Genomic DNA, 18,255 nt, shown 5'->3' with positions numbered 1-18,255 from the left:
TTTTTTGCTGTGTTTAGATTATTGAGGTGGGTTGCGAATTTGTATGAAGCGTTTGCCTGTCGATCAATTCACGTAATCTTCATGATTTAACCATAATAAGGTCTTGCAAAACACATAGATAGTGTTATAATTAAAACAGGATTTAGATTAAGTCTAAATTAATTGCTGAATATTTTTTGGTTTCACGCATGGGATTTAGAAGAAAATCAGACACTACTGCTAGCGAGTATCACTCCAACTATATTAATGATAATAACGAGAGGGGATTTTACACATGAGTACATTAAATCATACGAACGCACCTACACAAGAGGCTATTCAAGAACTTCACAAGGCTTTAAACCGTCACGTGGCTACCTGGTCTGTACTGTACACAAAGCTGCATTATTTTCACTGGTATGTAAAAGGACCTAAATTCTTCACACTGCATGCTAAATTCGAGGAGCTTTATAATGAAGCAACAGCTAATCTGGATACGATTGCTGAACGTTTGTTGGCTATTGGCGGTCGTCCTGCTGCGACCTTGAAGGAGCATTTGCAACTGTCAGCTATTCAGGAGTCCGCAGGCGAGCAGACAGCCGAAGATATGGTGAAGGCCGTTGTAGCTGATTTTAAAACGATTACTGTTGAATTGGCTAATGGTATGGAAGCAGCAGAAGCGGCACAGGACAAAGCAACAGAGGATCTTCTGAATGGCTTGAGAGAAGAAATGGATAAACATATCTGGATGCTTACCGCATATTTAGGATAAATTTCCGGGAGTGATTTCCACGGATATGGAGATCAGGTGAACAAGCTATACATTCCGTTGGTTCCAGCCTGCCGCTGGAGTATAATGACGAATAGGCATGGAAGACCATAGGCTCATAAGGAAGTGAGCTACCGGGATGGGGTGTAGGTTGTGGAAGCGAAACAACAGCTTTTGCATGAAGCGGAGCAGTTTATATATACATGTTATGAGGAGCTGGGCCGAAGCCGCGATGATGCGGAAGCCCGGCTTCTTGATATTCGTCACGACATAGAGACTATTGGAACGTACGATCATACTTACGAAGAGCTGGAACACGGGGCACTTATGGCTTGGCGGAATAGCAATCGTTGTATCGGTCGCTTGTTTTGGGACAAGCTTTTGGTCAGGGATGCACGGGGAGCGTCAGATGCGACGCAAGTAGTTCACGAGCTATTGGAGCATATCCGCATAGGGACGAATGGCGGTAAAATTAAGCCTACGCTTACTGTATTTCGCGCCTCCCAGCCGGGCCAGTCGAATATTCGCATTTGGAACCATCAACTCATTCGTTATGCTGGATATGAAACGGATCAAGGGGTCATCGGGGATCCGATCTCGGTGGATTTTACGAATGCTTGTAGGGATTTGGGGTGGCAAGGAGCAATGACTGCTTTTGATATATTGCCGCTAGTTGTGGAAGCGGGAGGCCAACCTCCCAAGCTCTTTGATATTCCTGAACATTTGGTGATGGAGGTGCCCATTGAGCATCCGGAACTCTCGTATATAGCCTCTCTGGGATTGCGCTGGTATGCTGTGCCTATGATTTCAGATATGACGCTGGAGATTGGCGGTATCATCTATACAGCAGCTCCATTTAACGGCTGGTATATGGGGACAGAAATCGGTGCCCGTAATTTTGCGGATACCTTCCGCTATAATATGTTGCCACAGGTGGCAAAACTGATGGGGCTGGATACGACGAGTGAAACAACGCTATGGCGTGATCGGGCGCTGGTAGAGTTGAACATTGCTGTGCTGCATTCTTTTAAAAAAGCGGGGGTCAGCATTGTCGATCATCATACCGCAGCAGCACAATTCAAGTTGTTTGAGGAACGGGAAGCCAAGGCTGGTCGCGCGCTGACAGGTAATTGGACGTGGCTGATCCCACCGTTGTCACCAGCAACCACGCATATTTTTCATAGTTCTTACGATAATCGGCTTGTGAAGCCGAATTTCGGAGTTCAGGAAAAGCCATATATGACGAGACAGGCTAAACCAACAACAGATGCAGCGCTGCCGCAGAAGCCGCAAGGCTGTCCTTTTCATTCTGGATAACCTAACGGGAGACTAATTGTTGGATCTGGACTCCGGTTATCCCATACAACGATCAATAGGGTCGCGATCGGCCCTATGAGTAGTGAGAGCACAAACCAGTTAAGCCTCCTCCGATTTTTGGACTGTGCCAAGCCGGCATTAATAAGGGCAAGCGTTCCCCAGCCGATATAATAATCTTCTGGCATGGTATTCTCCTTTGTAAAAAGGTATAATATCGTACTGTGTATTGTATGAGTACATTCATAATTTCATAAGTTATATCGTAAATATAACTTTATATATCTTGGTTTGAGGAGCGAAGCTAAGTTGGAGAGAAATCAGGCAGAGCGCATTGTCGCTGAGCTTTTGGAACGAGCTGCTATAGGCGTAACAGTTAAGCTGGAGAAACGTTTTCCTGGTGGACGGCTGATTGGGGGCAAATATGCCATGCATGCTCACGCCATTACCATGTATACGGATGTTATCGAAACACAATGTTTACAGATGTTCGGCAGCGCAGATCGGGTTGAGGAGTATTTTACGGTTGTGCTTGCGCATGAGATCGGGCACGCCGCCGATACTGAATTAGAGGGCCTCTCCGATGCGATGGAGCAAGAGAACAGGATCGGGACCCGGCAACGGCTTGCGCTGCAAATTGAGGAAAACGCATGGAACTATGCGCTTAGACTGGTGCCTGAAATAGAAGCAACGTTTATCTCTGCCGTAATAGACGAGTCCCTGCTTGCCTATCGAGTCCCGATTATGGAGCAGTCTGACATTGCGTAATGATGAATGATCCAAGAGCCGTTAGGCTCTTTTTTTATTTGTTTTTAACAAACGAGGTGGAAAGACAGAATCAAAGGAGCAGCTTTTTAAGCTGTGACACACGACCTTGAGACAATTCCAGCATTTCGGCTAATTCTTTTTGAGAGACATTAGGGTATTCCTCCATGAGCTGCTTTAGTTTATTCAGGAGCTCATTCTGATTTCTGTAGCTTCTTCTTTTCTTCGGCTGGACAGGACGTGCTTCACTCAAATGACTGGAGGGATTATCGCTCTTCAGGTTTTCAATACAACTCTTGCAGATCAGATGATCTCTGAAATAGCTTAAATGATCAACGGCGCCACAAAAATAACAAGAAACCCCCGTATATTTGCGAATCATCAGTCCCTCTGGTGTAATAAAAAAATCGAGGGCATCTCCAATATTAATATTCATAGAAGTGCGCAGTTCTTTGGGTAGCACAATACGTCCCAAATGGTCTAGTGGTCGTGTCATTCCTGTGTTCTTCATCATTTTTCCCCTTTCTTGGAATGCGCTTATGGTTGCAGGAATTGTATGTTATGTATGCTGGAAGTACAAAGCGCTTATATTAAAGTTTGTTTTGGTATAGCTATCCTAAAAAAAGCTCCGGCATGACGAACAATTACGTCTGCCGGAGCTTGGTGCAGCCAATGAATCTAAGATGTCATGTCGAATTACTGTGGGTTGGTTGTCCAAATGCCGGCTACTTTTAATTGAACCCGTGGCGGCAGCTTCAATGCAGCTAACGTCAGATCGGCCAAATCCTGCGGCTGAAGCATGCGGTCCTCGTCGCCAATAGGCAACCCCGCATTTACAGCCAATTCTGTATTGACCGTGCTTGGTGTCAGCGCGGTAACCCGAATGTTGGATTTGCGAACTTCCTGCATCAGTGCTTCCGTGAATCCCATCAAAGCAAATTTGGATGCGCAATATGCAGAGCCTGTTGCAAAACCTCGTTCTCCTGCTGTGGAGGAAATGTTAATAATATTTCCGCTCTGTTGCGCCAGCATGCTTGGAAGAGCGGCGTGTGTCACATAATAGGTTCCCATCAGGTTTACGCGAATAATACGTTCCCACTCTTCGGGGTCCATATCTGCGACTGTGCCGAAGGTGGCGATGCCTGCATTGTTGATCAAAATATCGACGGCACCCAGTTCATGCTCCAGTGAAGCTACAGCGGTAGCGGCCTGTGTGCGATCGGATATATCCGCAACAGCACTCACCACTTTCACACCGTATGTACTCCCCAGTGAATCCTGCAGCTTTTGTAGGTCGGTCAATGTGCGTGAGATTAACCCCAGATTAACGCCTTCCTTGGCCAAGGTTTCGGCAATTGCCTTACCGATTCCTTTGCTGGCTCCTGTAATAATGGCTGTTTTGTTCTTAAGTTCCATCCAGTCTCCTCCTTATCACTATATAACGTGGTTGTGCATCTGAGCACATGGTTTCATTATACTAGGTTGAACCCCTTGAACCAAACTTCGACCCGATGAGGCATTATGTAGTGGTCTCCTATTTGGAAATATCAATATCCCCTGATGTGGTTTCAACCTTGATCACGCTCGCGGCGCCGGGAACAGATTCGGGAGTATTGATACTCCCAGAGTCAGAGCGGACATTATAAACACCTTTAAAATCGGGAGCTTGCTTAATCTTCACGTCACCAGAATCAGCATTCACTTCCAAGTTGGCTACGGCACGTTGTGTAATATTTGTCTCCCCTGAGGTTAGGGAGAGAAGACCATTACCGCTATAATCGTGGATGGTGACATCTCCTGAAGTAAGCTTTAGCTCCATATCTGCAGTAAGCTGACTGGCTATAAAGTTACCGGACGTTAGATTTGCGATCAGGTGGGTACTCCGGAGGTTTGTAATCTCGGCAGTGCCTGAAGTAACGGTGATAGAAGTATTCTTCACAGAGGCATCTTGAAGTTTTACATTCCCTGAATGTGCATCTACCTGTAGGCCAGTTAGTGTTTCGCCAGAGGGCATCTCTACGGTAATCGTTTGATCCAAATCAGGAGTGATCGAAAAGAATGACAAGGAAGGGGCCGGCTCCGATTGAATGGTAAGTTTACCGTTCTCAATTTGGGCATTATGAATTTGGTCGGCTACTTTTGTTTGAACTTCTCCGCTGATGCGTATCGTACCTTGGTCGCCAGAGCCAGGAGTGAACAAAATAGAAACATCATCAGAACTGTCCACTTTCAGGTTTTGTAGCTGACCACGTGTGAATGTCCACTTTTTATTTATAGCTGTTGTTTCTTTCATTACTTGTTGATTCCATGGAGCACCGTAGGCCACCATTCCGGCTGCACCGATGACAATGCACAGACCTGCTGCAATAAACCACTTTTTATTCATGTTTTTAGTAAGCTCCCCTCAGGGTAATCTGATTCCATTTCCAGTATCGTACTGTGCTCTTGACCATAAGGAGTAAGAGGTAACGTACTCCAGGCAGCAGCAATAGACCTATACCCGTCAACGTGATAGAGAAAAAGAATTTGGCCGGGTAAAAGGTGCTGTTTAGCGCATAATCAGTAACAGCGAGAAGGGGGGCTACAATGAAGCTGATCGATACCACAGCCAATGAAGCCCATACTGCCCATAGGGTAGCCATAATCGGGATGGAGATTAGCAAATTGAGAAACAACAGCCCTAGGAAAGTAAAAATATTGCGTGCAAAGCTGCCCTGGCGAAGCGGAGGAGAAGCGTTCCAGCCTGCATTGGGAACATCCAACGCTTCTCGAGCAATATCTTCTGGGTTACCCAGCTCATGGGCAATCTCACTTTCGCTTTTGCCATTAACCAACCCGTAGTCAAAATGCTGGCTCAAATCACTAAGCAGCTCATGGCGTACCTCTGCAGGGAGAGGAGAAAGACGCTGTTCCACCTCTGTAAGAAACTGTTTTCTATTCATCGGAATTTCCTTCCTCCAGTAGGCTTGCGACATGATGGACAAAATCATTCCATTCCCGTGTAAGTAGTCTTGTATAATGGCTACCGGTATCGGTTAGCCGATAATATTTACGGGGCGGACCCTCGGTCGATTCCTGTAAATACGTCGTGCAGTATCCCTCTGATACCAGACGGCGAAGCAGTGGATATAGGGCTCCCTCTGCTACTTCAATATGACGGGAGACGGCTTGAGCCAATTCGTAGCCATAGCGGTCTCTACGTCCAATTAGAACTAGAACGCATAGTTCCAGTACCCCTTTTTTGAATTGGATGTTCACATTCACGAGCGATGCTCCCTTCCTGATGTAATCATAATTCATAGGTGTCGTTCGGAATAAGGGGAAGAAACGTGTGTTTGTGCATAATTTGTCACGGGTACTGATTATAAATCAGTAGTCAGGTATAATTTAACATCATGTACTGATTAATGCAAGGTACTAAATTTTTAATAATAAAATCTTCGGGTCAAAATGGGCTGGTTTTCTTTCTTTAAGGCTTACATGAATAGCGAATCTTGTAGAATAAAGTAGTTTCATTTGGAAAATTCTCGATTTCTGGCTGGGTGGCCCCATAGGATGTTACTTTAATTTCATTCATTAAAATGATAGATTGTAAGGTGTTCAATAGAGTTAAAGATTACCTATGATGAAGAGGTGGATAAAGGATGGACTGGAAACACTGGTATAGGGAATTGGAACAGGATGATGAGACTTGGGATGTGTCGGAGGAGGTTGTACTACGTGGTGTGGTACATCTTGATTTTTGCGGGCAGCCATCGGAGGTAGAAGCTGAATTTATCGTGGGAGCCGACTCTGAAGAACAGGCACAGATTATAGAAGAACCTACAGAGCTGCAAAAAAAGACATGGGAGACGTATATGGCATGTTCGTCAGAGATCCATCCTCAAGTGTTGGAGTCCATACACCATTATTATGTAGACATAGTGGAAAAGTATCGGAAGGCATACAGCTCATGGGGAGAGGACCCTAATGAATATGCGCCTTATGTGGAGCGACCAGAGCAATTGCTGGATCGAATGCAGCTTATATCTATACTGATTTCCGACTCATCGGAAAAGGATGAACTATATTTGAATTTTAGTTGTTCCTGGGATCGAGAGCATGGCTTAGGTGTACATCTGAAGCAGATGAAAATCGAGCATATTCAAGGTGCATATACATTATATGACTTGGAATAAATAAAACCCCCTTCCGGTCTCTAATAGAAAGACCGAAAGGGAATAGGATATGGTGGACATGATGACGCGATTGGATATGATAAATATATTAGTTGGATACAGACAGCACGGCACGGGCTGCTTGAGCCGCCTGTACCATTTGCCGCAATGCGGCAACAGATTCTTCCTTGGTACGGGTTTTCAGCCCACAGTCTGGATTAACCCAGAACAAATCTGATGGCAGTACGCGCAAGGCACGCTGAATCATGCTTAGCATTTCTGATACATCAGGAATGCGCGGACTGTGGATATCGTATACACCCAGACCGATGCCTTTGTCGTAAACCTGATCCTCAAAGCTAACAATCAGTTCTCCGTGGCTACGAGAGGTTTCAATAGAAATCACGTCGGCATCCATGTCTGAAATGGACTGGATCATATCCTGGAATTCGGAATAGCACATGTGTGTATGGATTTGGGTCGCAGGCTGAGCGGTGGCCGTGGTCACAAGGAAGGCTTGAACTGCCCAATCCAGATAGGCCTGCTGTTGTTCTTTTTTCAACGGAAGCCCTTCACGAATTGCGGGTTCATCCACCTGAATCATGCTAATACCCGCTTGTTCGAGTGCCTCTACCTCTGCCCGTAATGCCAGAGCTAACTGCAAAGCTACTTGCCTGCGTGGAATATCATTACGTTCAAAGGACCAGTTCAAAATGGTCACAGGGCCTGTAAGCATCCCTTTAACTGGCTTGGAGGTTAACGACTGAGCAAATGCCGTCTCTTCCACGGTCATAGGTTGATCGAACGACACATCTCCGTAAATGATCGGCGGTTTAACACAGCGGGAGCCGTAGGACTGCACCCACCCGTTTTGTGTAAAAGCAAAGCCTTTCAGCTTTTCGCCAAAAAATTCAACCATGTCGGTCCGTTCAAATTCCCCATGTACAAGCACATCTATGCCAATGTCCTCTTGGATATCAATCCATTCCTTGATCTGCTGTTGGATGAATGTCCGATATTGCTCGGCAGACCATTCTCCTTTGCGATAGTGCAGACGGGCCTTGCGGACCTCAGCAGTTTGCGGGAAGCTGCCGATGGTCGTCGTAGGTAGTGGGGGCAACTTCAGCCTATTTTGCTGAATCACCCGGCGCTCGGCGAAAGGAACGCTGCGTGACAGTGGCTCTTTTGCCAGCAGGTCGGCCAAATCGGCAGCTGTCTGTACCCTTGCCGCGGAGCGGTTGAAGCGGGCTACCGCATCCGAACTTTGCTCAAGCTTGGCAAGTGCGGATGGATCGTGCTTGCCAAGTGCAGCCGTCAAGCCTGCGATTTCATCCAGCTTTTCATCGGCAAAGGCTAGTGCATGCACCAGTTCTTGGTCCAGCTTATGCTCTGCGTCCAGACTGACCGGCACATGCAGCAGACTGCACGATGGCTGTACGATAAGCTGTGCGGCAGTGGTCTGTTCTGCTAACTGGTCCAACAGTGCAGCCACGGCATTCAGGTCGCTGCGCCAGATATTGCGTCCGTCAATGACACCAGCACCCAGCGTTTTCCCTTTAGGGAAGCCATGCTGGCATATATGCTGAAGATTTTCGCCATCATCGTATACAAAATCAAGACCCAGTCCCTGTACCGGAAGTTCAGTCAGACGCTCATAATGGTCCAGGCTGCCAAAGTAGGTTTGCAGCATGATGTTCAACGAGGGTGCAGCTTGGGTCAAAGCTTCATAGACCTCCTGAATAATCTCCAGATCCTCTGCCGGGAATGAGGTGGTCAGGACAGGTTCATCGATTTGGACCCATTGAACGCCTTCTGCTGCTAGCTCTGACAAGACTCGGGCGTATAAAGGCTGGAAGGTTCGTATAATAGAAGCGAGATCCTTACGATCATAGCCTTTGGATAAAACAACAAATGAATAGGGACCGATGAGAACCGGTTTACCTTCAATGCCTAGCTCCTGCTTTGCTTCACGATAAGCTAGTAATGGTTTGTTTTCAGTGAGCACCGGAGCCGCGTTCGCCAATTCGGGAACGATGTAGTGGTAATTGGTATTCATCCATTTGGTCATTTCACTGGCAGTAGCTCCCTTCTGCCCACGTGCGATCCCGAAATACACAGATAGAGGAACTGGACCTGTAAAACGATAGTTGAAGCGTTCGGGGACGAGACCAAACATCACGGATGTATCCAGCACGTGATCGTAATAGGAGAAGTCTCCGACAGGAATGCGATCAATCCCTTTGTCACGTTGCTTGCTCAGATGCTCCAGACGCAATCTTTTCATCTCACTATGCAGTTCGCTTTCGTCAATACTACCCTGCCAGAAGCGCTCCAGTGCTTTCTTCCATTCCCGGTTCCCACCAATACGCGGATAACCCAGATTACTGCTAATCAAACCCGACAATGCAGATCGTTCGTTAATGGACATGTAGGTTTCCTCCTAACTGGTAGCCAGTTTATTTTTACGTACCAAAAAAGGCATTCTGTCCCCAAGGCTAAAAATGAATAGGGGAAAGAATGCCTCCGCGATTAAAATTCAAAAATACGGCGACTGCTCTTAACACCTCCCTATCTTCCGTAGGTACTGCGATGTTGTTAAAATAGGCAGGTCTCCTGACTTGCGGATCATGACGTTCAGCATCCCTTCCCGGTCTTTGGACCAGTGGGTGTATGAGTAGCTGAACATTCCCCGTTTACAGTGGCGGGACCGTCCCGGATTTGCACCGGCTTCCCTTTTAAGTCTGATCTGAATAGAACAGACACCTATTTCCAGGCTATGCGATTAAGGTATGACGAATAATTATGCACTCGTATACTTGTTCACCATCATAAGTGAAACTCACAGGATGTGCAATAGAAACAGTAATAGAAACTGGAGTGGAATCTGTTAGTTATATGCAAAAAAGACAATCCCAACCCATCGTGGGGGACTTGTCTTTTGTATAGCATCTTGCTAAGTAGAACATCGCCTTTAAGTCAATGAAACGGTGTAACCTGCTCGAGTACTGGCTTTGACATCTACCAGGCGCTGATTACGGCTGCCCCGAAAGGGGAGGGTCAGATCTTTTTGCTGTTCAACAAAACGGCCATCTACAATCACGTCACACAAAAGAGCTAGCTCCTGTCGTTCCGGATCCATGAGCAGATCCTCGTAAACAAAGCCTGTATAGGCCCATACGGTTCGGTCGGGACAAGCCGCGCGGAAGTCACGTACAAATTGCGAGCATTCTGCTGCTGAGAAAAAGGGGTCTCCCCCGCAGAGAGTCAGTCCGTCCAACAGCGGATTATCCATGATATCACGGATAACCTCCTGTTGACGCTCAGGCGTGAATGGCTCCCCTGCGCGGAAATTCCACGAAGTTGGATTAAAACAGCCGGGACAGGCATGGCGGCAACCGCTAATGAATACAACGGTGCGCAGGCCGTATCCTTCATTCAGAGATTCCGGAATATAGCCGCACAAATTCACTTATGCTTCACCCGGTCGCGGACTTCGGCTTGCTTGGCAGCATTAAAACGAACGGTATAATCTCCTGTCAGATATCCGGTTACCCGACGTAAACGCTGAAAGTGCGTGTGTTCCTCATCTGTGCCGCATTGAGGACAGCTTGTCCCGATAATCCCTTCATAGCCGCATTCCGTACAACGATCTACCGGATGGTTGATGGAAAAGTAGCCGATGTTCTGTTGAAGTGCGTACTGAACAATTTTAAGAAATGCATCCGGGTTATTCCGTGCATTACCGTCCAGCTCAATGTATGAAATTGCACCCGCATTACATAGATTATGGAACGGAGCCTCCAAGCTGATTTTACGTGCAGCGGGAAGCTTGTAATACACCGGAATATGAAAGGAATTCGTGTAATATTCCCGGTCATTTACTTCAGGAATAACTCCGAAGTCACGTTGATCCAGCAATGTGAACTTGCCCGACAGACCTTCGGCAGGCGTCGCGAACAGTGTAATATTTAGATTGTAGTGCTCACTCATTCGATCACAATACATGCGCATGGAAGTGATGATTCGCTGTGCTTCACGGTATACAGCATCATCTTCCCCGTGGTGCTTTCCATATAATGCTTTCATGCACTCAGCCAGCCCGATAAAACCAATCGAAAGTGTACCGTGCTTGAGGACGTTTCCCACCTTCTCATCAGGTGCCAGTTCTTTTCCGCCTTCCCATACCCCTTCGCGCATCATAAAGTCCGAGGCTTTGGCTGGCTGGCTGGTCTGGATATGATAGCGATGGATTAGACCGTCTACTGCAATTCGCATAACCTCTTCCAATCTCGCGTCAAAGCGATCACGGTCAGGTGTCAGACGCTTGCCTGTGCAAATACCGTATTCAATCCCGAGCCGTACCAGATTAATGGTATTAAATGAGAGATTACCCTTGCCGCTCTGGCGGTTTCTGCCGAAACGGTCAGAAATGGTGCGGGTACGGCAGCCCATCGTGGCAATGATGGTATCGGGGTCATCTGCGCGGTAATAGGGCAGGTTGAAGGTAGCATCCACATTCACAAAATTAGGATACATCCGCTTGCTGGAGCACTCTACCGCCTTTAAGAACAAGTCATAGTTGATATCGCCCTCTGCCTGGTTGACTCCTTTTTTACATTGGAAAATATGTTGTGGAAAAATAGGAGTTTCCCCGCTGCCGAGTCCGCGAATTGTGGCTTCCAGCAGTGATTGCGAAACAAGTCGACCTTCAGCAGACGTACACATCCCGTAATTCAGTGAAGTGAACGGAATTTGCCCCCCTGCCCGACTGCTCATCGTGTTCAGGTTATGAATGAGCGATTCAGCGGCCTGCCGGGTTTCTGTCTCTGTCTCTTCGCGTGCGAATGAGTATGAACGAGGACAGATTTCTTGCAAGTGGGTATTGGCTAGATGCAGTTCTTCGTCAGACCAACGGGAGTCTAGCTCTTCCTCGAACAGCCGGAGTCCTTTGCGCAGATGCTTGCGGAAGGAACGAGCAACGTATGGAGCAAGGTCCCAATCTATTTTATTGGCAGAGACACCACCAAATTGGCTATTTTGTTGAGACTGAAATATGATGGCGACCAGTGCCATCGCAGACATAATTGTTTGCGGTGTGCGTACAGAGCCATTGCCTGTATTGAAACCGTCTTGTAGCAAACGACCAAATGGGATAAAGATACAATTTGTAGTTCCGAGCGCATATTGGTCCAAATCGTGAACATATACATACCCGTGGTCAATGGCGTCTGTCAATTCAGGCGGAAGTACACGCAAGCGCGCATACCATTTGGCATATTCCGAGCCAAGCTTGCTCATTTTGCCACTGAACGATTCTCCATTTAAATTTGCATTCTCCCGCAGCATGTCCAGATCTTGTGCCCCAATGACTCGCTCGCCGATGTCGTATAATTGATGTTCCTCCAGCACCTTCATCGTAAAACCCTCCATATAGTAAAAAATATATATTTTTCACAAAAACAACATATTGATGATATCTAGTGATAACCAATTGTTTCGATCTATATATTGTATATACGTAGACATGGAGAGTATGTGACTATTGTCACATTGATGGGAGCAGGAAGCACAAAAAGGCCAGGTATAGAATAAGAGACACATCCACAGATATGCGCCTTACTCTATACCTGGCCACCGCAGTTGCAACGAAATAAGTAGGTTTGCAAGTACATCGTATATGATATTGGGAAATAAACTTTTAGAAGGTTTAGAGCAGCTTTTTCAGTTGGGACACACGGCCTTGGGAAATATCGAGCATTTCTGCATACACTTTTTGTGGCAGGTTCGGATGTTCCTGAATCAGCTTGCGGAGCTTTTTTACCATTTCACCTTGCTGTACTCTGGATTGCTTGGGCTGCCAGGTTGTGTTGGCTTGGATCGGTTTGGTGCGTTCTTGAGCCTGGATGGCATCATTGCTTGTGGCATGTACATGTTCATCGTTCTTTAATAACTGAATGCAATCAGCGCAAATAAAGCTGTCCCGAAAATAAGTTAAATGATCCACTGCGCCGCAAAATTTGCAGGAGACACCCGTGTATTTCCTTAATACAAATCCTTCTTCATCTACGAAGAATTCAAGCGAATCACCGATATTGATATCCATTGTGGTACGCATTTCCTTTGGGAGTACGATTCGCCCCAACTGGTCCAGAGGCCGTGTCATTCCGGTATTTTTCATCAGCGCTTCCTCCTTCAATGATATATCCTGATTATACCAAAAAATATCATTTTTAGCTTTATATATGAAAGGGAAAATGTAACTTTTTTTCTCGTATGCCGCAGTCTGACTTTCATCCAATTTAGGATGATTTCGGTATTGTTGCCGGTGTACTCCTTTTCCGCTATGATATATTAAAGCGCTTTCGTGAAAGGATTTTTTATCATCTTAATGAAGCTAAGGAGATGACGGATTTGAGTCATGAAACAACGGGTATCGAATATTTATTTCAAGATCCGAAGATTCACCTGGACGAGCGTGTACGGGATCTCGTGTCGCGACTAACCTTAGAGGAAAAGATCGAATCTATGCTGCAATACCAGCCGGCCATTGACCGTTTGGGAGTTGCAGCTTACAAGCACGGTACGGAAGCGGCACACGGGATCGCCTGGTTGGGGGAGGCAACTTCATTTCCTCAGCCTGTGGGATTGGCCTGTACTTGGGATACGGAGTTAATGCGGCAGATCGGCTCTGTTATTGCAGATGAGGCGCGTGTCTACTATCGTCGTAACCCAAAATTGAACGGTCTGACCCTGTGGGCACCTACAGTGGATATGGAGCGTGACCCAAGATGGGGACGTAACGAGGAAGCCTACGGCGAAGACCCGTATTTGACGGGAGAATTGTCGAAGGAGTTAGTCAAGGGGATACAGGGTGATCATCCGGTATACTTGAAAGCGGTTGCGACACTGAAACATTTTCTCGGTAACAATAATGAAGTGGACCGGGGAGCCGGCTCCTCCAGCATAGACCCCCGAAACCTGCGGGAATATTATCTAAGAGCTTTTGAGAAGCCTTTTACGGAAGGCGGAGCCCAGTCGATGATGACTTCCTACAACTTGATTAACGGAACGCCTGCCACGTTGTACCATGGTGTTAACGATATTGTCAGAGGCGAATGGGGAATGGACGGCTTTGTCGTAAGTGATGCGGGTGATGTTATGGGGATTGTAAACGACCATCAATATTACGATTCCCATACGCCGGGCGTGGCTGAATCTATTCGCGCAGGAATTGACAGCATTACGGATGATGCGGAGCTCTCCAAGCAGGCAATTCGAGAAGCTTTGGAGCAGGGCTCTCTACAAGAAGAGGACTTGGATCGGGCATTGTTCCATACGTTCCGTGTTCGTTTTCGTTTGGGGGAATTTGATCCGGCGGCAGACAATCCCTATGCCTCCATCGGTGAGGAGGCTTTAATGACAGAGCAAGCTCGTGAATTGTCGTTGCGTGCGGCGAGGGAGCAGATCGTACTGCTCAAAAATGAGCAAGAACTTCTGCCATTAAACCCTGCCCAGTGCGGCAAAGTAGCGGTCATTGGTTCGCATGGCAATGAGGTGTTCCGCGATTGGTATTCCGGTACGCTGCCTTACCGGGTTACACCGCTGGAGGCGATTCGTGCCAAGCTGGAAAGCGGGAGCGCGGAAGAACGTGTCGTGTACTCCGATGCCAAAGATCGTGTGACCTTGACGGCGGCGACTGATGGCGCGAAGCTCACAGTTAATTCTTCAGGCGATATGCGCCTGTCCCAGAATGGAGAGCCAACGGTATTGACCATAACAGATTGGGGCTATGGTAGCGTGACGCTGCATGATGAACATCTGGGTACCTATGTGACGAGCGATGAGGAGACGCTTCGTGTGACAGCTGATGAAGCGTATGGCTGGTATGTTAAAGAGGTCTTTGGACTGACTCCTGTGGAACAAGGAGAGCATCTGTGGACCACATGGAACGGTAAGCCAGTGATCGCAGGAACGGAGGGCTTATTAAAGGTGATGGAATCCGCAAGTCCTGCACCTAACGCCTCAGACTTCAACCATACGACTTTCCGTATAGAGACGGTATCGGATGGCTTAGCGGAAGCGATAGCCGCTGCGCAAGCGGCAGATACAGCGATTGTATTCGTTGGAAATCACCCGCTTATTAACGGAAAGGAAGAGAATGATCGCCCAGGCTTGGAACTGGCTGCTTCCCAGCAACGACTTATCGAGGAAGTATATCGTGTCAATCCGAATACGATTGTGGTACTGACGGGTAGTTATCCATTTGCGATTCCTTGGCTTCAAGAGCATATTCCAGCGATCATATACACATCTCATGCGGGACAGGAGCATGGTACAGCTATAGCGGATGTATTGTTTGGAGATTATGCACCGGCAGGGCGTCTCAATATGACCTGGGTTCAGAGCGAGGATCAATTGGGTGATATCAAGGATTATGATATCATTCGCAGCGGCCGTACCTATCAATATTTTGAAGGTGAACCGTTATATCCATTTGGACACGGGCTAACGTATTCGCCATTTGAGTATAGTGATCTGCATACAGACGCCCATAAGGATAATGTTAAATCTATGGCTACACTTGACGCTGCGGATACTCTCCAGGCGTGGGTTGATGTGACGAACCGGGGCGAATCTGCTGGTGAAGAGGTTGTACAGCTATATGTACGCTCTGAAGCTTCGCGCGTAAAACGCCCATTGAAGACGTTGTGTGGATTTCAACGCATTCGCTTGGAGCCAGGTGAGACGCGAACAATTACTTTTACGGTTCGAGTGAAAGATTGGGCGATTTGGGATGTAACACGGGATGGCTATTGCGTGGAATCAGGTGAATATACCCTGCTGGCAGGCGCCTCCTCAGCAGATATTCGATTGGAGCATCCTGTGTACGTTCGGGGTGAAGTTATTCCACCACGACAAGCTGGACCAAGGATTCGAGCTGAAAACTTTGATGATTGCTTCGACATCCTGCTGGATGAAAGCAAGGAGCAAAAGGAGGCCTGTGTACGTCCCCGTTCACCGCAACGTTCCGGTTGGATCGCCTTTCATGGCGTAGACATGAATACAGTGAGTGTGGTCGAGCTCCAGTGCCGCGTGTCAGGCAACAGCAGTGATGCAGCAATCGAGTTGCATTTGAATGCGCCGGACAGCCCTGCTGTGTCGCGCATCAACGTGGGCAATACAGGAGGGGCACAAGCATGGGTGACACTCTCGGAAAAGGTACAATCAGCCTCCGGCATCCGTGATGTATATCTGTCGCTCAGTGGGGAAGTGCGACTGGGTCATTTTACTTTGGGAGCTAGGGATCCAGAGGGTTCCGGCTTTCAGGCTTGAACTTACATCTGACATCACGTACAATGCATTCATCGAAGTTTCTACAGCTTAGGGGTGTCATCTCATTTGAATAGTGAAAAAAGACTACGCACCGCAACGCCCAAATGGCTTGGAATTGCGTTAAAGGCGCTTGTCTATTTGGAAAAACACGGGGAGCTTTGTGCCAGCGGTTCTATTGCCCGCTCCATTGATTGCGAAGTTACTTTGGTGCGCAGAGTGCTGACGCGGCTTGTGCAGGCAGATTTGATTGCAGCACGTGAAGGGCGCGAGGGAGGTTATGTGCTTACCCGTTCGGCGGATCATATTACACTTGCTGATATATACCATGCCATTGAAATATGTGATCCCATATTCCCGGGTATGATGCATGAACCGGAGACGAACCCTTTTTGCGGGGAGTTGGCGATAGCCGTATCTGAGATTTTAGCTGAGAGTGAACGTCGTATGCTGGAGGTATGGGAATCTCATACGCTTGCTTCGCTCGCCAAGCGTACATCGCTTGTGGTAGGGAATTGCAATCATACTGAAGATAAGGATGCCAAGTCATCTTCCCAAAGGGAGTAACATCTTTTCATTTAAAAGGATAATAGCCGATACGATCCTCAAGAGAGGGTTGTATCGGCTATTTCCGTGTAAGGGTCATGCCTCAATTTATATTTCATATGAGCAAACCCGGTTACGTCCTGCTTTTTTAGCTTCGTATAGTGCTTTGTCTGCCTGTTCCAGCAGGGCTGCTCCGGATATATCTTCTCCTGTACCAGGGAAGGTGGTCACGCCAATGGACACGGTGACTTTAAGAATAAGCCCGTCCGCTAAAACAAACTCATACTGATTTACTCCGCTAAGAATCTGATTAGCTATGCGTAGTGCTTGCCGAAAAGCACAATTCGGCAAGAGTACGGTGAATTCTTCTCCCCCGCTGCGGGTGACTACATCATTAGCACGGCACTTTTCCATTAAAATCTGTCCAAGCTGACGCAGCACGGCATCGCCTGCAGCATGTCCGTAGGTATCGTTTACTTCCTTGAAGTGGTCAATATCCAACACCAGTACAGATAAGTGCTCATGCCGTTGACGGGCTTGGGGAAGCTCCTCTTCCAATGAAAATTCAAGCTGCCTTCTGTTGCTTAAATTGGTGAGATGGTCCGTATAGGAGGTACGCTCCAGACGGAGTAATAGCTCATTGGAGGTATTGATAGATTCAGCAATGAGGTACAGAAGACATCCGCCGACCATCGAAATGAAGAATTGGAGCGGATACACGTGCAGAACATCATCGAGATTTTTCAAATTAATCATAAGGGGACAGAATATAATGCCCAAAGCAAAAACATTCATAATCATCAGCTTGGGTAAACGTGACCAGGACAAATGTGACAGTATAGCGCACCCCAGACCGGCAAGCAGCATAAAAACGGCGCCTACGATAGCTTGATTGTTGATACCAAACAGCAAAAGTCTGCCTAGACATATAAAAAGCGTTGCCATGAGCGCAGCCGGGCCGCCAATATATGTTGCGGTAGCTACGATAGCCAGATGACGAAGATCAGCAATGGTATTAAATCCTACTGGAATAGAGTAGTACATGATAACAATGCCATAGCAACCGAAAAGAGCGCCTCCGATCCAATGCACCTTATGCGTTAAGGTGTGTAGACGGATTTTATACCTTTGTGAAATAAGGCCGGTTATGTACAAAAAGGTGACAAGGATACAGGTATTTACAAAAAACGTACTAAACAAGATGATAACCCTCCCGAGAGGCATATTCCTTCATTTTATCAAAAAGAACTGACATTAGGCTTAAAAAAGAAAAATTTATTAAAATTTATTACGTTAGGTTGACTTATAATGTTTCGATCATGTGCTTGGTGCATAACTGGGAATAGATTGAGCATACTCCAAAGATACATTAATTAGGAAATAGGTAGTGTACTG

Annotated in this window: 17 protein-coding genes and 1 riboswitch; of the genes, 6 read left to right on the top strand and 11 right to left on the bottom strand. The window is 47.0% G+C overall.

The features are described from left to right. Window positions 1-274: 274 nt before the first annotated feature. A complete protein-coding gene (locus tag EGM68_RS24180; protein WP_040102650.1) occupies window positions 275-751 on the top strand; it encodes a Dps family protein in 477 nt (158 codons plus the stop codon). A gap of 150 nt (window positions 752-901) precedes the next feature. Beyond that, a complete protein-coding gene (locus EGM68_RS24175) occupies window positions 902-2,065 on the top strand; it encodes a nitric oxide synthase oxygenase (protein WP_129550168.1) in 1,164 nt (387 codons plus the stop codon). Here the strand turns inward: EGM68_RS24175 and EGM68_RS24170 are convergent. Next, window positions 2,053-2,250 (bottom strand): hypothetical protein, encoded by a 198-nt coding sequence (locus EGM68_RS24170; RefSeq protein ID WP_129550167.1) that lies wholly within the window; start codon window positions 2,248-2,250, stop codon window positions 2,053-2,055. The two genes, EGM68_RS24175 and EGM68_RS24170, sit on opposite strands and share 13 nt — an antisense overlap. A 121-nt stretch (window positions 2,251-2,371) precedes the next feature. Between EGM68_RS24170 and EGM68_RS24165 the strand changes: the two genes are divergently transcribed. Continuing rightward, a complete protein-coding gene (locus tag EGM68_RS24165; RefSeq protein ID WP_058711234.1) occupies window positions 2,372-2,830 on the top strand; it encodes a hypothetical protein in 459 nt (152 codons plus the stop codon). A 70-nt stretch (window positions 2,831-2,900) separates the two neighbouring features. On the opposite strand, the gene EGM68_RS24160 is transcribed toward EGM68_RS24165, so the two are convergent. From EGM68_RS24160 to EGM68_RS24140, 5 genes are all read right to left on the bottom strand, one after another. After that, entirely contained in the window at window positions 2,901-3,338 is a 438-nt protein-coding gene (locus EGM68_RS24160; RefSeq protein ID WP_013373561.1) for an AbrB/MazE/SpoVT family DNA-binding domain-containing protein, read from the bottom strand. Window positions 3,339-3,523: 185 nt separating this feature from the next. Then, a complete protein-coding gene (locus EGM68_RS24155; RefSeq protein ID WP_129550166.1) occupies window positions 3,524-4,243 on the bottom strand; it encodes a 3-ketoacyl-ACP reductase in 720 nt (239 codons plus the stop codon). A 118-nt stretch (window positions 4,244-4,361) separates the two neighbouring features. Continuing rightward, a complete protein-coding gene (locus EGM68_RS24150; protein ID WP_129550165.1) occupies window positions 4,362-5,213 on the bottom strand; it encodes a DUF4097 family beta strand repeat-containing protein in 852 nt (283 codons plus the stop codon). Window positions 5,214-5,217: 4 nt separating this feature from the next. Next, window positions 5,218-5,769 carry a DUF1700 domain-containing protein gene (locus tag EGM68_RS24145; protein ID WP_058711236.1) on the bottom strand — a complete coding sequence of 184 codons (552 nt, stop codon included), beginning with the start codon at window positions 5,767-5,769 and terminating at the stop codon, window positions 5,218-5,220. Continuing rightward, entirely contained in the window at window positions 5,762-6,091 is a 330-nt protein-coding gene (locus EGM68_RS24140; RefSeq protein WP_013373556.1) for a PadR family transcriptional regulator, read from the bottom strand. Before EGM68_RS24140 ends, EGM68_RS24145 begins: the two co-directional genes overlap by 8 nt. 380 nt (window positions 6,092-6,471) lie before the next feature. Between EGM68_RS24140 and EGM68_RS24135 the strand changes: the two genes are divergently transcribed. Next, entirely contained in the window at window positions 6,472-7,005 is a 534-nt protein-coding gene (locus EGM68_RS24135) for a DUF6985 domain-containing protein (protein WP_129550164.1), read from the top strand. Window positions 7,006-7,093: 88 nt separating this feature from the next. Here EGM68_RS24135 and metE read toward each other — a convergent pair whose 3' ends face one another. From metE to EGM68_RS24115, 4 genes are all read right to left on the bottom strand, one after another. Continuing rightward, the gene (gene metE / locus EGM68_RS24130; protein WP_129550163.1) at window positions 7,094-9,412 is read right to left on the bottom strand and encodes a 5-methyltetrahydropteroyltriglutamate--homocysteine S-methyltransferase; all 2,319 of its coding nucleotides are present in this window, start codon (window positions 9,410-9,412) and stop codon (window positions 7,094-7,096) included. 158 nt (window positions 9,413-9,570) lie between these two features. Continuing rightward, a riboswitch (cobalamin riboswitch) is annotated at window positions 9,571-9,766 on the bottom strand. A gap of 189 nt (window positions 9,767-9,955) precedes the next feature. Then, window positions 9,956-10,453 carry an anaerobic ribonucleoside-triphosphate reductase activating protein gene (gene nrdG / locus EGM68_RS24125; RefSeq protein ID WP_129550162.1) on the bottom strand — a complete coding sequence of 166 codons (498 nt, stop codon included), beginning with the start codon at window positions 10,451-10,453 and terminating at the stop codon, window positions 9,956-9,958. Further along, a complete protein-coding gene (locus EGM68_RS24120; RefSeq protein WP_129550161.1) occupies window positions 10,450-12,399 on the bottom strand; it encodes an anaerobic ribonucleoside triphosphate reductase in 1,950 nt (649 codons plus the stop codon). The genes nrdG and EGM68_RS24120 overlap by 4 nt, the downstream gene beginning before the upstream one ends. 292 nt (window positions 12,400-12,691) lie before the next feature. Next, window positions 12,692-13,162, bottom strand: a complete 471-nt coding sequence (locus tag EGM68_RS24115) for an AbrB/MazE/SpoVT family DNA-binding domain-containing protein (RefSeq protein WP_013373551.1) — start codon at window positions 13,160-13,162, stop codon at window positions 12,692-12,694. Between the two features lie 233 nt (window positions 13,163-13,395). Here EGM68_RS24115 and EGM68_RS24110 point away from each other — a divergent pair, with 233 nt between their 5' ends. Both EGM68_RS24110 and EGM68_RS24105 read left to right on the top strand, forming a co-directional pair. Beyond that, complete coding sequence (locus EGM68_RS24110) at window positions 13,396-16,317, top strand: glycoside hydrolase family 3 protein (RefSeq protein WP_129550160.1); 2,922 nt, start codon at window positions 13,396-13,398, stop codon at window positions 16,315-16,317. Between the two features lie 66 nt (window positions 16,318-16,383). Continuing rightward, window positions 16,384-16,881: an Rrf2 family transcriptional regulator gene (locus tag EGM68_RS24105; RefSeq protein ID WP_013373549.1), complete on the top strand. Its 498-nt coding sequence runs from the start codon at window positions 16,384-16,386 to the stop codon at window positions 16,879-16,881. Window positions 16,882-16,968: 87 nt separating this feature from the next. On the opposite strand, the gene EGM68_RS24100 is transcribed toward EGM68_RS24105, so the two are convergent. Continuing rightward, on the bottom strand, window positions 16,969-18,060 hold the full coding sequence (locus tag EGM68_RS24100; RefSeq protein WP_129550159.1) for a diguanylate cyclase: 1,092 nt from the start codon (window positions 18,058-18,060) through the stop codon (window positions 16,969-16,971). Between the last annotated feature and the right edge of the window lie 195 nt (window positions 18,061-18,255).

Source organism: Paenibacillus sp. M-152, from assembly GCF_003856555.1.
Taxonomy (GTDB): Bacteria; Bacillota; Bacilli; order Paenibacillales; family Paenibacillaceae; genus Paenibacillus; species Paenibacillus polymyxa_C.
Note: the sequence above shows the minus strand (reverse complement) of the source record. Positions and strands in the feature narration are given on the sequence as shown.